At 72.1% G+C, this 13,461-nt stretch carries 9 protein-coding genes; 3 read left to right on the top strand and 6 right to left on the bottom strand.

The window, feature by feature from the left end; all coding sequences use genetic code 11:
• Window positions 1–2 precede the first annotated feature (2 nt).
• Window positions 3–704, bottom strand: a complete 702-nt coding sequence (locus tag I3F54_RS09920) for a 4'-phosphopantetheinyl transferase superfamily protein (RefSeq protein ID WP_240118282.1) — start codon at window positions 702–704, stop codon at window positions 3–5.
• A complete protein-coding gene (locus I3F54_RS09915; RefSeq protein WP_240118281.1) occupies window positions 701–1,561 on the bottom strand; it encodes a metallophosphoesterase in 861 nt (286 codons plus the stop codon). The genes I3F54_RS09920 and I3F54_RS09915 overlap by 4 nt, the downstream gene beginning before the upstream one ends.
• A 288-nt stretch (window positions 1,562–1,849) precedes the next feature.
• Between I3F54_RS09915 and I3F54_RS09910 the strand changes: the two genes are divergently transcribed.
• Window positions 1,850–2,968: an ATP-grasp domain-containing protein gene (locus tag I3F54_RS09910; RefSeq protein ID WP_240118280.1), complete on the top strand. Its 1,119-nt coding sequence runs from the start codon at window positions 1,850–1,852 to the stop codon at window positions 2,966–2,968.
• Window positions 2,969–3,100: 132 nt separating this feature from the next.
• On the top strand, window positions 3,101–4,786 hold the full coding sequence (locus I3F54_RS09905; RefSeq protein ID WP_240118279.1) for a carbohydrate binding domain-containing protein: 1,686 nt from the start codon (window positions 3,101–3,103) through the stop codon (window positions 4,784–4,786).
• Between the two features lie 278 nt (window positions 4,787–5,064).
• On the opposite strand, the gene I3F54_RS09900 is transcribed toward I3F54_RS09905, so the two are convergent.
• The 4 genes from I3F54_RS09900 to I3F54_RS09885 all read right to left on the bottom strand — a co-directional run bounded on the left by I3F54_RS09900 (window position 5,065) and on the right by I3F54_RS09885 (window position 11,481).
• Entirely contained in the window at window positions 5,065–6,402 is a 1,338-nt protein-coding gene (locus tag I3F54_RS09900; RefSeq protein WP_240118278.1) for a 6-phospho-beta-glucosidase, read from the bottom strand.
• 237 nt (window positions 6,403–6,639) lie between these two features.
• Window positions 6,640–7,584 (bottom strand): hypothetical protein, encoded by a 945-nt coding sequence (locus I3F54_RS09895; protein WP_240118277.1) that lies wholly within the window; start codon window positions 7,582–7,584, stop codon window positions 6,640–6,642.
• A gap of 195 nt (window positions 7,585–7,779) precedes the next feature.
• Window positions 7,780–9,942, bottom strand: coding sequence for a S53 family serine peptidase (locus I3F54_RS09890; protein ID WP_240118276.1), 2,163 nt, complete (start codon window positions 9,940–9,942; stop codon window positions 7,780–7,782).
• Between the two features lie 240 nt (window positions 9,943–10,182).
• Window positions 10,183–11,481 carry a lipase family protein gene (locus tag I3F54_RS09885; RefSeq protein WP_240118275.1) on the bottom strand — a complete coding sequence of 433 codons (1,299 nt, stop codon included), beginning with the start codon at window positions 11,479–11,481 and terminating at the stop codon, window positions 10,183–10,185.
• 529 nt (window positions 11,482–12,010) lie between these two features.
• Between I3F54_RS09885 and I3F54_RS09880 the strand changes: the two genes are divergently transcribed.
• Window positions 12,011–13,402 carry a glycoside hydrolase family 16 protein gene (locus I3F54_RS09880; protein WP_240118274.1) on the top strand — a complete coding sequence of 464 codons (1,392 nt, stop codon included), beginning with the start codon at window positions 12,011–12,013 and terminating at the stop codon, window positions 13,400–13,402.
• Window positions 13,403–13,461: the final 59 nt, after the last annotated feature.

Raw genomic sequence — 13,461 nt, 5'->3', positions numbered from 1 at the left:
CCTCAGCCGTGCGGCACCGGCACCGCCGTCGCCACCAGCCCCTGCCGGACCGTCCAGCGGCCCTCGAAGGTCTGGACGCGGCGGCCGTCCACCGTCGGCCCGGGCACCAGGAGTTCGGCGCGCAGACCGCCGTGGCCGGGTTCGGCGGAGCCGGGTTCGGCCCACAGGTCTATGTCGGCCTCGGAGAAGTCAAGCCAGAGCCCGGTGAGCGGGAACCACGCCTTGTAGACCGATTCCTTGGCACTGAACAGCAGGCGGTCCCAGTGGATGTCGGGGCGGGCGGCGGCCAGCCGCAGCAGCCGGTCCCGCTCCGCGGGCAGCGTCACGACGGGCAGCACACCTTCGGGCAGCGGCCCGTGGGGCTCGGCGTCGATGCCGAGGGACGCCAGGTCCCCGGTGCGCACCAGGGCGGCGGCACAGTAGCCGTCGCAGTGGGTCATGCTGCCGGTCAGGCCCTCCGGCCAGCGCGGGGCACCGCGTTCGCCGGACAGCACGGGCTGCGGCGGTACGCCGAGCTTCTCCATGGCCTGGCGGGCGCAGGAGCGTACGGCGGCGAACTCGCGGCGTCGCTTGGCCACCGCCTGGGCGACGAGCGCGGCCTCCTCCGGGTGGAGCAGGGCCTCGTCCGCCGCGGCCGCGGCTGCGTCGTCGTCGACACGGGCCTCCACGGCCACCACCGACGCGGGCAGCAGTTCCTCGATCACCGGGCTGCGACCTCCAGCGGCAGGATGCGGCGCAGCCGACCGGGTTCGTCCGCCCGCTTGCGCCATTCGCGGGGGTAGCCGACCGACACCTCCTCGAATCGGACGCCCTCGTGGTGGGTGGTACGGGGGATGTGCAGATGCCCGTAGACCATGGCCGCGACGCGGAAGCGGCGGTGCCAGTCGGCGGTCATCCCGGTGCCGCACCACATGGCGAATTCGGGGTGCCACAGAACCTCGGTCGGGTGCCGGTGCAGCGGGTAGTGGTTGACCAGCACCGTGGGCAGGTCGTCGGGCAGTTCCGACAGACGGCGCTCGGTCTCGGCGACCCGGGCCCGGCACCAGTCCTCGCGGCTCGGGTACGGGTCCGGGTGGAGCAGGACCTCGTCGTTGCAGACGATGCCGGTGCCGTGCGCGTAGGCCAGGCCCTCCTCCTTGGTGGTGCAGCCCTCGGGCAGGAAGGAATAGTCGTACAGCAGGAACAGCGGGGCGATCGCGACCGGGCCGCCGGGGCCCTCCCACACGGGGTAGGGGTCCTCGGGCGTGAGGACGCCGAGGTCGCGGCAGATCGCGACGAGGTGCTGGTAGCGCTCGACGCCGCGCAGGGTGACCGGGTCGCGGGGGTGGGTCCACAGCTCGTGGTTGCCGGGCGCCCACACCACCTGCCGGAAGCGGCTCGCCAGGGTCTTGAGGGCCCAGCGGATGTCGGCGGCCTTCTCCGAGACGTCGCCGGCGACCAGCAGCCAGTCGTCGTCCGTCTCCGGGCACATCCTTTCCACCAGAGCACGGTTCTCCGGGTACCCGATGTGCAGATCGCTGATGGCCAGCAGCTGCCCGGCTCCACCGGCCGTCGACGCCACGTTCCCTCCCCCGTCCGGTCACACGAATGGGATCACGACAACACATTCACCGGCGGTGGACAAGCACATTCCCAGCCGGTCACCGAGATCGTGGAAGCACGGGCCTTCCGGTCGGAAATCCGTAACCCGGGCGTTGCACGCGGGGGCACGGGAAAGCCGTATGATCGCCCCCAACACCGCCGCCGGAACCTCTCTTCGCGCAGTGCGGTCCGATGTCCTTCCCTCTCTCCGTCCTGCCCGGGCACGGGCCCGCTTCGCCCTGCCCGCGACCCCTGAAAGGCGGCCTGCATGGCCTCTCGCGTACGCGTCTGGCTCAACCGCACGTACGCGGAGAACGTGTTCTTCATGGATCAGCTGCGCCGAAATCCAGCCGACCGGGCCGTGGAGATCCATGCCACGCACGGTGACGCGGACTCCCCGGTGCTGGCGGCGGCCGACTCGGCGGAGCTGGAGCCCAAGGGCCTGTCCGCGGCGGGGTACGTGGAGTACGCCCTCGACCAGTGCCAGCGGCGCGGCATCGACGTGTTCGTGCCGCGGCTGCACCAGGCGGCGATCGTGGCGCACCGCGCCGAGTTCGCGGCGGTCGGTACGGCGCTGCTGGCGCCGCCGCCCGAGGCGGTCGCCGTCTTCCAGGACAAGGTGGTCGCCTACGAGGCCGTGCAGGCGATCGGGGTACCGGTGCCGCCATGGTGGCGGGTCCGCACGGCCGACGAACTCATATGCGCGGTGCAGGAGTTGGAGGCTGCGGGACACAAGGCTTGCTTCAAGCCGGCGTCCGGTGCAGGTGGGGTGGGATTCCGCGTGATCACTCGCACCCCCTTCTCGCTCGTGCACCTCGGCGGCTTCCCCAGCCCGTACGTGCCGCTGGAGCTGGTGGTGGACGCGGTGCGGCGGGCCGGGGAGCCGGTGGACTGGCTGGTGATGCCGCGTCTGGAGGAGCCGGAGGTGTCGGTGGACTGCCTGACCGGTCCCGACAACCGGGTCCGGCTCGCCGTGGGCCGCACCAAGAAGGGCCGGCGCCGGGGCTTCACCCTGCACGAGCAGTGGCTGGAGCCTGCCCGGCGGATCGCGGAGGGCTTCGGCCTGCACCATCTCTGCAACATCCAGTTCCGGATGTACGGCGACCGGCCGGTGCTGCTGGACGTCAACACCCGGCCGGCCGGGGGGCTGCACCAGCTGTCCCTGTGCGGCGTCAACGCCCCCTGGGCCGCCGTCCGGTTGGCGCTGGGGGAGGACCCCGGGGAGGTGGTGCCGCCGTTCCTCGGGCAGGACTACACCGTGGTGGCGGGACCCCGGCCGCTGTGGCCGGTGACGCTGCCGCAGCAGCGGGGACCGTCTGCGTCGGCCTCCGCTGCGCCCGCCCGGCCCGTCGAGCCGGCACAGACGGCACAGGCGCTGCCCCTCTGACCCGAACTCCCAACAGGTATGGACCAGTTCACCGCATCCTCTTGACAGCGCGATTGGTCCATACCAACTTGGTTGCGCACCATCGAGCACGTCCGTGCCTCCCGAACACCCCCACTCCTCCAGGGAGATCGTGTGCGCACCTCACTTCCCCGACGCCCAGGACGCCGTCTGCTCGCCCTGCTCGGCACCGCCGCCCTCGCCTTCACCGGCGCCGTCGCCCTGCCCGGCACGGCCGAGGCGGCCAACATCCTCGCCAACCCCGGCTTCGAGTCCGGCCTGGCCCCCTGGACCTGCGCCGGCAACCTCGGCTCCGTCGTCTCCTCCCCCGTACACGGCGACTCCAAGGCCCTTCAGGGGGCCGCGAGCGCCAGTGACAACGCCCAGTGCAGCCAGACCGTCGCCGTGCGGCCCAACACGACGTACAGCCTCAGCGGCTGGGTGCGCGGCTCCTACGTGTACCTCGGGGTGAACGGCGGCCCCTCGACCTGGACGACCTCCCCGTCGGCGTACAGCCGGCTGTCGGTGTCGTTCACGACCGGCGCCTCACAGACCAGCGCCACGGTCTATCTCCACGGCTGGTACGCGCAGGGCTCGTACTACGCCGACGACATCAGCCTCGACGGCCCCGGTGGCGGAGGCGGGTCCGACACCCAGGCGCCCACCGCGCCCACGGGCCTGACCTCCACCGGCAGGACCTCGTCGAGCGTGTCGCTGGCGTGGAACGCCGCCACGGACAACGTGGGCGTGACGGGGTACGACGTCTACCGCGGTTCGGGCAAGGTGCTCAGCGTCTCCGGCACCGCCGCGACGGTCGGCGGACTGGCGTCGAGCACCTCCTACACCTTCACCGTCCGGGCACGCGACGCCGCCGGGAACACGTCGGCCGCCTCGAACGCCGTGACCGTGACCACCGGCGCGGGCGGCGGCGGAGGGTCCGGCTTCAAGCAGGCCGCTCCCTACCTGTACGAGGGCTGGGGCGACCCGCCCAACCCCCAGACCGTGATGAACGCGACCGGCATCAAGGCGTTCACGATGGCGTTCGTCCTGGACTCCGGCGGCTGCACCCCCGCCTGGGACGGTCAGCGATCGCTGACCGGCGGTGTCGACCAGACCGCCATCGACCGGATCCGCGCCGCGGGCGGTGACGTGGTGCCGTCGTTCGGCGGCTGGCAGGGCAGCAAGCTCGGCGCCAACTGCTCCTCCGCGAGCGCACTCGCCGCGGCGACGCAGAGGGTGATCGACGCCTTCGGGCTCAAGGCCGTCGACTTCGACATCGAGAACTCGGACGAGTTCGAGAACGAGGCCGTGCAGGCGAGGATCCTGACCGCGCTGAAGACCCTCAAGGCGAACAACCCCGGTCTGCGGACCATCGTGACGTTCGGGACGTCGACGACCGGGCCGACGTACTACGGCAACCGGCTGATCGAGCAGGCCAGGTCGATCGGCGCCGACATCGACGTCTTCACGATCATGCCGTTCGACTTCGGCGGTGGATCCGACATGTACGGCAACACCGTGAACGCCGCCGAGGGACTGAAGAGCAAACTGAAGTCCACCTTCGGCTGGGACGACGCCACCGCCTACGCGCACATCGGCATCTCCGGCATGAACGGCCTGTCCGACCAGCGGGAGAACACCACGCCCACGATCTGGACCCGGATCCGCGACTGGGCCGACGGGCACCACATCGCCCGGCTCGCCTTCTGGTCGGTCAACCGCGACCGCCCCTGCCCGGGCGGCGGGGTGACCAGCAACTGCTCCGGGATCAGCCAGAGCGACTGGCAGTTCACCTCCATCACGGCCGGATTCACCGGCTGACCGCACCCGCAGGCGCTCCGGGCCGGCACCCGGACTCCCCCCGGTCACAGACCGGGGGGACTTTTTTCCGAAGGGGGTGTATCAGGAGACCCGGCTGCCGCTCATACGAGAGTAAGGATGACGGGGGAACCGCACGGGGGAACGGGGGAACGGGGGGGGGAAGCACGGGGGAAGACGGGGGAGGCACACGGGGGCTCGGGTCGGTCGGCCGTGGTACGGGGGTCGGCCGACCGGCCCGAGGTGCTCACGTGCGGCGCCCCGGCTCCCGGCCGGCCGGCTCACCGCAGGTAGGCGAGGCCGGGGTGGACGGCCGTGTATCCCTCCACGAGGCGGCGGGCGACGGACACGGAGTCGACGAGCGGATGCAGCGCGAAGGCCCTCACGGCCGTCGCGCGGGAGCCGGACGCCGCGGCGGCGAGGATGTCCCGCTCGACCGACTTCACCGCCCGGACCAGCCCGGCGGCATGGCCCGGCAGCGGGTCGGCGGTGATCGGGTGCGCGCCGTTCGCATCGACCAGGCAGGGCACCTCGACGACGGCGTCGCCGTCCAGGGCCGACAGCGTGCCGCGGTTGCGGACGTTGAGGACGAGCGTGGTCCGCTCGTCGCGGGCGACGGCCCGCATCAGCGCCAGGGCGACCTTCTCGTAGCCGCCGGACAGGTCCTCGGCCTCGCGCGCACCGGCCCCGGCGGTCCGCCGGTTCTCGGCCATGTAGGTGGCCTCCCGTTCGGCGCGGGTGCGGTCCCAGGCGGCGAGCGCCCGGGCGTCGGGATCCCGCATCTCCTCGTAGAAGCCGGCCTGCTGGTCGCGGAGGAAGGCGCCGCGCGTGCGCTCGGCCTCCTGGTAGGCCCGTACGGTCTCCCGGTTGAAGTAGTAGTAGTGCAGGTACTCGTTGGGGATCGCGCCCAGGGACTGCAGCCAGGAGGCACCGAAGAGCCGGCCCTCCTCGAAGGAGCCCAGCAGGTCCGGGTCGGCGAGCAGTTCGGGGAGCCGGTCCCGCCCGGCCACGCGCAGGGCACGCACCCAGCCGAGGTGGTTGAGGCCTGCGTAGTCGACGAACGCCTCACGGGGGTCGGCGCCGAGCACCCGGGCGATGCGGCGGCCCAGGCCCACCGGGGAATCGCAGATGCCGACGACGCGGTCGCCGAGGTGGCCGGACATGGCCTCGGTGACCAGCCCCGCGGGGTTGGTGAAGTTGATGACCCAGGCCTCGGGGGCGAGGCGGGCCACCCGCCGGGCGATGGCGGCGGCGACGGGAACCGTGCGCAGTCCGTAGGCGATGCCGCCCGCACCGACCGTCTCCTGCCCCAGGACACCCTCGGCGAGCGCGACCCGCTCGTCGTCGGCCCGGCCCTGGAGGCCACCGACGCGGATCGCGCAGAACACGAAGTCGGATCCGCGCAGCGCCTCGTCGAGGTCGGTCGTGACGCTCACCTCCGGCGCGTCCGGTACGCCCGCCGCCTGCTCGTGCAGCACCCGGGCGACGGCCCGCAGGCGACTGCCGTCGAGGTCGTGCAGCACGACCCGCGTCACCCGGCCGGCGCCGCGGTCGCCGAGCAGCGCCCCGTACACCAGCGGCACCCGGAACCCGCCACCGCCCAGAATCGTCAGTCTCACGCCCGCACCTCTCGTACGCGACCGCCTCGACGCCGGCCAACAGCGGCGGGATCCGCGCCACCGCGACGGCCGGCGCCTCCGTCGTCCGGAGGACGGTCCGGTCACCGGCCTCCATCATGGCGCGCGGAACCGGCACCGTGGAGTCCGCGCCACCGCGGTCCGTCCGCCGGGCACGCCCCGGACGGGGAACCCCGCTCCCTGGCGTCCGCCGGCGTACCGACCCGGGCGCGGCGGGGGTCACTGCCACTCCCAGCGGATTCCGGCGTGGCCCGGCTGCTGGTCCAGGGAGACCAGGTGGGCGCTGGCCGAGGCACCGAGCCAGAGCTGGTGGCGGGCCCGGTCGGTGTCGGAGCCCGGGTCGCGCTCGTAGCGGTAGCAGTGGGCGGGGGCGGCGCCGGGGGTGAACTGGACCTGGAGCACATACTGGCGCACCGGTACCGCGAAGCGCCGCCCGTAGCAGGTGGCCGGGCTGTCCGCGGTGAACCGCACCTCGTACTCGAAGACGGTGGTGTCACCGATGCTCAGGGGCGCGTCGAGCAGCAGTTCCGCGGCGACGATGCGTGCCGTGGGCTGGTAGCGGACTCGGCCGAGGCGGGCATGGCGCACCGCACCGATCCGGGGAGGTTCGTCGGTGTCCTCGTCGGCGGCGTGGACGACCAGACAGCGGGAGACACCGTTGGCGCTGGCACGCACCACCTGGTTCATGCGCAGCACGCACTCCCCGGGGCTGGAGGGCACCTGCAGCGTGTCATGGATGCTGAGCCGCTCCAGGTCGTCGTCGAGGGTGACCTTCAGTTCCTCGCAGACCTCCGCGATCCACCGCTCCTCCGGCCACAGCTCGGTGGGGTGGAGGCGTTCGGCGGCCGGTGGTACCGCCGCGTGCCGGCCACGGGGGCGAGGTGGTCCGAGCAGGGCGCTGAGAGCGCCGGGGGGCAGCTCCAGCACCTCCTCGAGCAGTTTGACCGCGAGCATGGACGGGGCCCGTTCGGGCTGGCTGCGGCCACGTCGCCAGTAGCTGAGGGTGGTGACGCTGATACGGACGCCGCGCGCGGCGAGGGCGTGCCGGATGCGGTCCAGGCTGAGACCACTGGTCTCGATGGCGGCGTGCAGGGCGTCGGCGAAGGTGGCGCTCTGGGGCGGGACCGGTCGTGTGGGCTCCTTGAGTTGCCGCGTCGGCGCCATGCCCGTCCTCTCCCTCGCACGGCGGACCGAGAGGTGTCGGTCCGGTTCCGGACCACGCCACCGAGTTGGATGGACAGTACGCAATTTGAGGTGTGCGCGTCACTGCATATCCACTATGAGAATGCCCACGCGAAACGCGGCACCCCGCCGGGGCAGGCGACCGTGGCCTTCCCCGGCGGGGCATCGGAAGGATCGTCAGGAGACGTTCAGGGCGGTGTCGTCGATGACGAAGCTCGTTCCCAGCGAGGAGTCCTCGGTGCCGGTGAACTTCAGCGTGATCGACTTGCCCGCGTAGGACGACAGGTCGAACGACTTCTGGACGTAGCCGGAGGCCGCGTTCAGGTTGGAGTAGGTGGCCAGGGTGCCGAGCACCGTGCCGCCGGAGCTGACCGCCTGCACCTGGAGCTTGTCGTAGGCGGTGCTGCTGGTGTTCTCGTCGGTGTCGACGTGCATCCAGAAGGAGAAGGTGGCCTTGCACCCGGAGGCGATGGTCACGCTCTGGGAGAGGGTGTCCGTGTGGGTGCTGCCGTAGCCGTCCAGCCAGGCCTTCCAGGAACCGCCGTGGGCGGGCTCGGAGGCGGAGCTGTCCACCACGCCGGACGAGGCGGACCACGGCGAGGCGCTGCCGGTCTCGAAGCCGTTGTTGCCGAGCAGCTGTGCCGTGGTGCAGGTACCGTCACCACCGCTGGAGCCGCCGCCGTCGCCTCCGGTGCCACCCATCAGGGCGCTGGTGAGGCCGTCGGCGATCGGGGAGCCCCAGCCGGTGACCCGGTCGTAGCCGGTGGCGGTGCTGTAGTCCTGGTTGCTGCCCGAGGTGATGTCGTGCAGCGCCGAGGAGTAGCCGCTGCCGCTCGCCACCGAGTAGATCTTCGGGTTGACCTCGCCCAGGGCGGACTTGCCGGCGGCCGCGGCCTTCTGGTTGTACAGCGCCGCATAACCGGACCACAGCGGGGCGGCGGCGCTGGTGCCGCCGTAGACCTGCCAGCCGCCGACGGTGTAGATGGCGAAGCCGGATGCCGGGTCGGCGTTGGAGGACACGTCGGGCACGGTGCGCATGGTCGCGGTGCCGGTCTGCCAGGACGGCCTGGAGAAGACGGTGGAGATGCCGCCGCCACTGGTGCTCCACGCCCGCTCGGAGCTGTAGGTGGTACCCGAGACGGACAGGTTGGTACCGCCGACGGCGGTGTTGTACGGGCTGGAGGCGGGGAAGTCCACGGCCCTGACGGACGATCCGCTGGTGCTGCGGCTGCAGTCACGGGAGCCGTCGTCACCGGAAGCGCTGAAGATGCTGATGCCCTGCGCCGCGGCCTGCTTGAAGGAGTTGTTGACCGAGGTCATCGAGGAGGACGTGGTGTCCGGCTCGCAGGAGCCCCAGGAGATCGAGATGACCGAGGCACGGTTGTCCGAGACGATCTTGGCGGCCATGTCGACCTCGCCGGCGTCCGAGTTGGGCGCCTCGTAGATCAGCTGGGTGGCCTTGGGGGCGACCCCGCGGACGATCTCGCTGTCCAGTTCGACCTCGCCCTGGCCGTCGCCGGGCGAGCTGTCGTAGCTGGCACCGTCGACCGAGACGGTGCTGACGGACGGCCCCGTGAGGCCGTACTGGCTGTCGTACGTGGTCAGGTTGCTCTGCTTGTAGCCGTCGAACTCCCAGAGCGCGACGGTCTGGCCGGTGCCGTCCGCGCCGAGCTTGTCGAAGCGGTACGCGCCGTCGTACTGGCTGGGGCCGAGTCCGCTGGACGCCGCCCGGGGTGCGGCGGCCGGCCGGACCAGGTTGTGATGGCGCACCGTGTGGTTGTCGAGACCGGAGACACCCTGGACCGCGGCCGCGACGTCGGACGGCAACGTGGCCGCCTTGTCGTTGGCGTAGAAGTGGCGGTGCCGGGCGGTGTCGAGGTAGTTGGTCTCGTGGGTGCCGAAGGCCTTGTTGATCTTGCTGACCGAGCCGGTGGCCGACACGACCTGACGGTTGCCGCTGACGCCGGTGACGGTCAGGCCCTGGCTGCGCAGGTAGCTGCGGACCCTGTCCAGATCGGCCTTGGTGGGCGCGAAGCGGGCGGCGAACTGGGCCGGAGTCAGGTAGTGGCCGTACTCGGGCGATCCGGGGGTGCCGACCGCCGCGAGGAAGCGGTCGAGCCCGGCCGAGTCGCGGAGCTTGAGGCTCACGGAGACCGAGAGCTTCTGCCCGACGGGGAGGTCGCCGATCCGGTGGGAGTGGCCGACCGAGGGGTTCACGGTCTGGGGGAGCGCGACGCGTGGGTTCGACGCGGCGTCGGCGTTGGTGGCACCGAGCGCCGTGATGCTCAACGGCAGCAGCACGAACACGGCTGCCGCGGTGCCGAGGTGACGGGGTATCACGTGGGGGTCCTCCTGGATGTGTGCGTCCCGTGGGGGTGGAAACGCACGTATGAACCTCGCAGGGATTCCCGTGAAAATTGACAATGTACTGACAATGGCTTGTCAAAGAACAGTCAAACGTTCATATACAGTGAGTGCGCGACCCCGGACGCAGCCGGAGGCACGCCACGTTCCCTCCGGCCGGTGTCCGGCGCCGCCGCGCGGCGCCGGACGTGCCCCCGCCCAGCCGTCGTTCCCCGCTCAGCAGGACGGCGCGGTCAGGGTCCGGTGCGCGAAGCGGTCGCCGAGCCAGCCGACCGCGTCGTTCACCGCCCGGGCGTCACCGAGCAGGTGGTCGGCCCCGTACGTCTTCCACTCGGCGGGGATCCCCGCGGCGCAGTACGCCCTGCGGGTGGCCGCGACGCTGCCGATCGGGATCACCTCGTCGAGCAGGCCGTGGTACTCCAGGACGGGGAAGCCCACCTCGTAGCGGGCACCGGAACCGGGGCGGCCCACACCGACGCCCAGCCGGCTCTCCTCTGCGACGTCGCTCCACGTCGTGCCGTCCGGGCCGCTGAGCGCGTATATCTGCTCAAGGCTCAGATGGTCCGCGGTGAGCCGGTCGACCCGGGTGCCGGCGAAGCGCGCCACGGTGCCGACCGCGCACAGCGTCTCGGCGTCGCGCACCGCCGTGCGGCCGGTGTCGCCGAGGATGCCGTCGAAGGGCAGGTCCGGATGGGTGACCGACAGGCCGATGAGCGCGTCGACCAGGAACCCCGCGAAGGGGGAGCCGTCGAGGTTCCGGGCGGCAGCCTTCAGGTCGGTCGGCGCGCCGCCGGACGCGACGCCGACGATGTTCAGTTCGGGGGCGTAGGAGCCGGCGAGCTGCGCGGCCCACAGGCCGCCCGCACCGCCTTCGGAGTAGCCCCAGATGCCGACCTGCGCCCGCGGGCTCACCCCGCTGCCGGGCACCCGGGCCGCCGCCCGCACCATGTCGAGGACGGCGTGTCCGGCGTCGGGGCCGGAGACGTACGGGTGGACCTCTCCGTCGAGGTAGCCGGCGCCGTCCGTGGCGGCGACGGCGAAGCCCGCCCGGAGCAGGGCGGTGATGTTGGGCCCCTCATAGGCGTCCTGGTAGGCGCCGGAGAGCTGCTTGGAGAACGCGCACTGCGACCCGATGCCGAGCGTGCCGGGGGTGAAGGCGACCACCGGCCGCTCCCCCGCCCCCCGCCACGGCGCGTCCGGCACGATCACCGTGCCGGCCACGGCGGACGGGTTGTCGTGACCGTCCGTCGAGGCGTACAGCGCCTTCCAGGCGTGGAAGGCGGGGGCACCCACCACCATGGGCAGCGAGTCGACCGCGCGGCAGGCGAGCACCGTACCGGGAGCGGCCGTCACGGAACCGGGCGGCCGGTAGATCGCGGAGTCGGCGGCGGTGCACTGGGGCACCGGATCGGCGGCTGCGGCCGTCGAGGGCAGGGCGAAGGCCCCGCCGAGCACGGCGGCGGCGCCGAGGAGTGCGGCTCTGCGCAGCGAGGACTTCCTCGTCCTGTGTGACATCACCTCAGAGCGTCCCTTCTGTGGGGTGAAGCGCCGGAGGAATTGCGGATGGAGCCGAGCAGGGCGTGACGTTACGGATCCCCGGGTGAGCACTGCTAGTTAAATGACGACGAACCGGCGGAGCGACGACTGCGCGTCCATGACAACAAGGCGGGGCACCCCTCCCCCGGCACCCCCGCCAACACCTCCGCCCCCTGGCCACTCACCCCTGCCGGCGTGCGCCTTCCCCGGGTACCCGACGCACGCAAGGGCCCCTCCACGGGCACCCGGGACGGCATGGGCCACCCGGGCGCCATCAGTCACCCCCGGGCGCCACGCGCCCCGCCCGGAGGGCCGGGCCCGCATCGCACCGTTCACCGTGTGAACTCAGCACACCCCGAACGACTTTCACTGTTTCAAGCCTTGACGACCGGATCCACGGGGAGCACATTGAGCGCACATCCTGAGAGCGCTCTCACAAGCAGCCCGGTCAGAGCGCCTCTCGACGGACACCCGCACACCGACACCCCGTACCCGGGAGGGATCCCCCATGAGTGACAGCTCCGGCACCCGCGGACGGCGCCCGCTCCGCCGAGCGCTCGTCGCCGCGCTCGGCACCCTCGGCCTCGCGGCGGCGGCCGCCACGGCCGGCGCCCCGTCCGCGAGCGCCTCGGCACCCACGCCCCCGTCCGGCTGGACGCGGGTCTTCGCCGACGACTTCAACGGCCCCGCCGGCTCCGGCGTCGACACCGCCGACTGGCGCTACGACACCGGCACCTCCTACCCCGGTGGCCCCGCGAACTGGGGCACCGGCGAGGTCGAGAGAATGACGTCGAGTTCCGACAACGTGGCACTGGACGGCAACGGCAACCTGCTCATCACCCCGCGGCGCAATGCGGGCGGCGCCTGGACCTCGGGCCGCATCGAGACCAACCGCACCGACTTCCAGGCGCCGTCGGGCGGGAAGTTGCGTGTGGAGGCGCGCGTCCAGATGCCGAACGCCACCGGTGCCGCCGCCAAGGGCTACTGGCCGGCGTTCTGGATGCTGGGCGCACCGTACCGGGGCGACTACCAGAACTGGCCTTCGGTCGGCGAGCTGGACATCATGGAGAACGTCCAGGGCCTGAACACCGTGTGGGCCACGATGCACTGCGGCACCAGCCCGGGCGGGCCCTGCAACGAGACGTCCGGCATCGGCAGTTCGACGTCCTGCCCCGGCACCACCTGCCAGGCCGGCTTCCACACCTACGCGATGGAGTGGGACCGCTCGGTCAGCCCGGAGGCGATCCGGTTCTCGGTCGACGGCAGCGTCTACCACACCGTCACGGCGAACCAGGTGGACGCGGCCACCTGGGCCGACGCCACCGGCCACGGCTTCTTCGTCATCCTCAACGTCGCGATGGGCGGCGGGTTCCCGAATGCCTTCGGCGGCGGTCCCGACGGCGGCACCGAGCCCGGCCACCCCATGGTCGTCGACTACGTCCAGGTGCTGTCCGCCGGCGGCGGCACCACTCCGCCGCCGGGCGGCGACCGGAACGCCTACAGCGCCATCCAGGCAGAGTCGTACGACAGCCAGTCCGGTGTGGGCACCGAGACCACCGGGGACTCCGGGGGCGGGCAGAACATCGGCTGGATCGCCGACGGCGACTGGGCGCTCTACCAGGGCGTCGACTTCGGCTCCACACCGGCCAGGCAGTTCTACGGCCGGGTCGCGAGCGGCGCCGCCCCCGGGGTGAGCGGTCTGGTCGAGGTGCGTCTGGACAGCCGCGGCAACGCGCCCGTCGGCAGCTTCGCGGTGGGCAACACCGGTGGCTGGCAGTCCTGGCGGACGGTCCCGACGAACATCAGCCCGGTGACCGGCACCCACGACGTCTACCTGACCTTCGCCAGCGGGCAGCCCTCGGACTTCGTGAACGTCAACTGGTTCGGCTTCGGGCACTGACCGCCCTCACAACCCCGGCCCCGGCCGGGCCGGGCCGCACTCCGTGGGTCCGGTCCGGC

The organism is Streptomyces sp. MUM 2J (assembly GCF_022414535.1).
GTDB lineage: Bacteria > Actinomycetota > Actinomycetes > Streptomycetales > Streptomycetaceae > Streptomyces.
Note: the sequence above shows the minus strand (reverse complement) of the source record. Positions and strands in the feature narration are given on the sequence as shown.

What these genes read in the sequence shown, in the direction of transcription:
- I3F54_RS09910 (WP_240118280.1), top strand. Translation starts at nt 1,850, where the DNA reads ATGGCCTCTCGCGTACGCGTCTGGCTCAACCGCACGTACGCGGAGAAC.
- I3F54_RS09895 (WP_240118277.1), bottom strand. Translation starts at nt 7,584, where the DNA reads ATGGCGCCGACGCGGCAACTCAAGGAGCCCACACGACCGGTCCCGCCC.
- I3F54_RS09880 (WP_240118274.1), top strand. Translation starts at nt 12,011, where the DNA reads ATGAGTGACAGCTCCGGCACCCGCGGACGGCGCCCGCTCCGCCGAGCG.
- I3F54_RS09885 (WP_240118275.1), bottom strand. Translation starts at nt 11,481, where the DNA reads ATGTCACACAGGACGAGGAAGTCCTCGCTGCGCAGAGCCGCACTCCTC.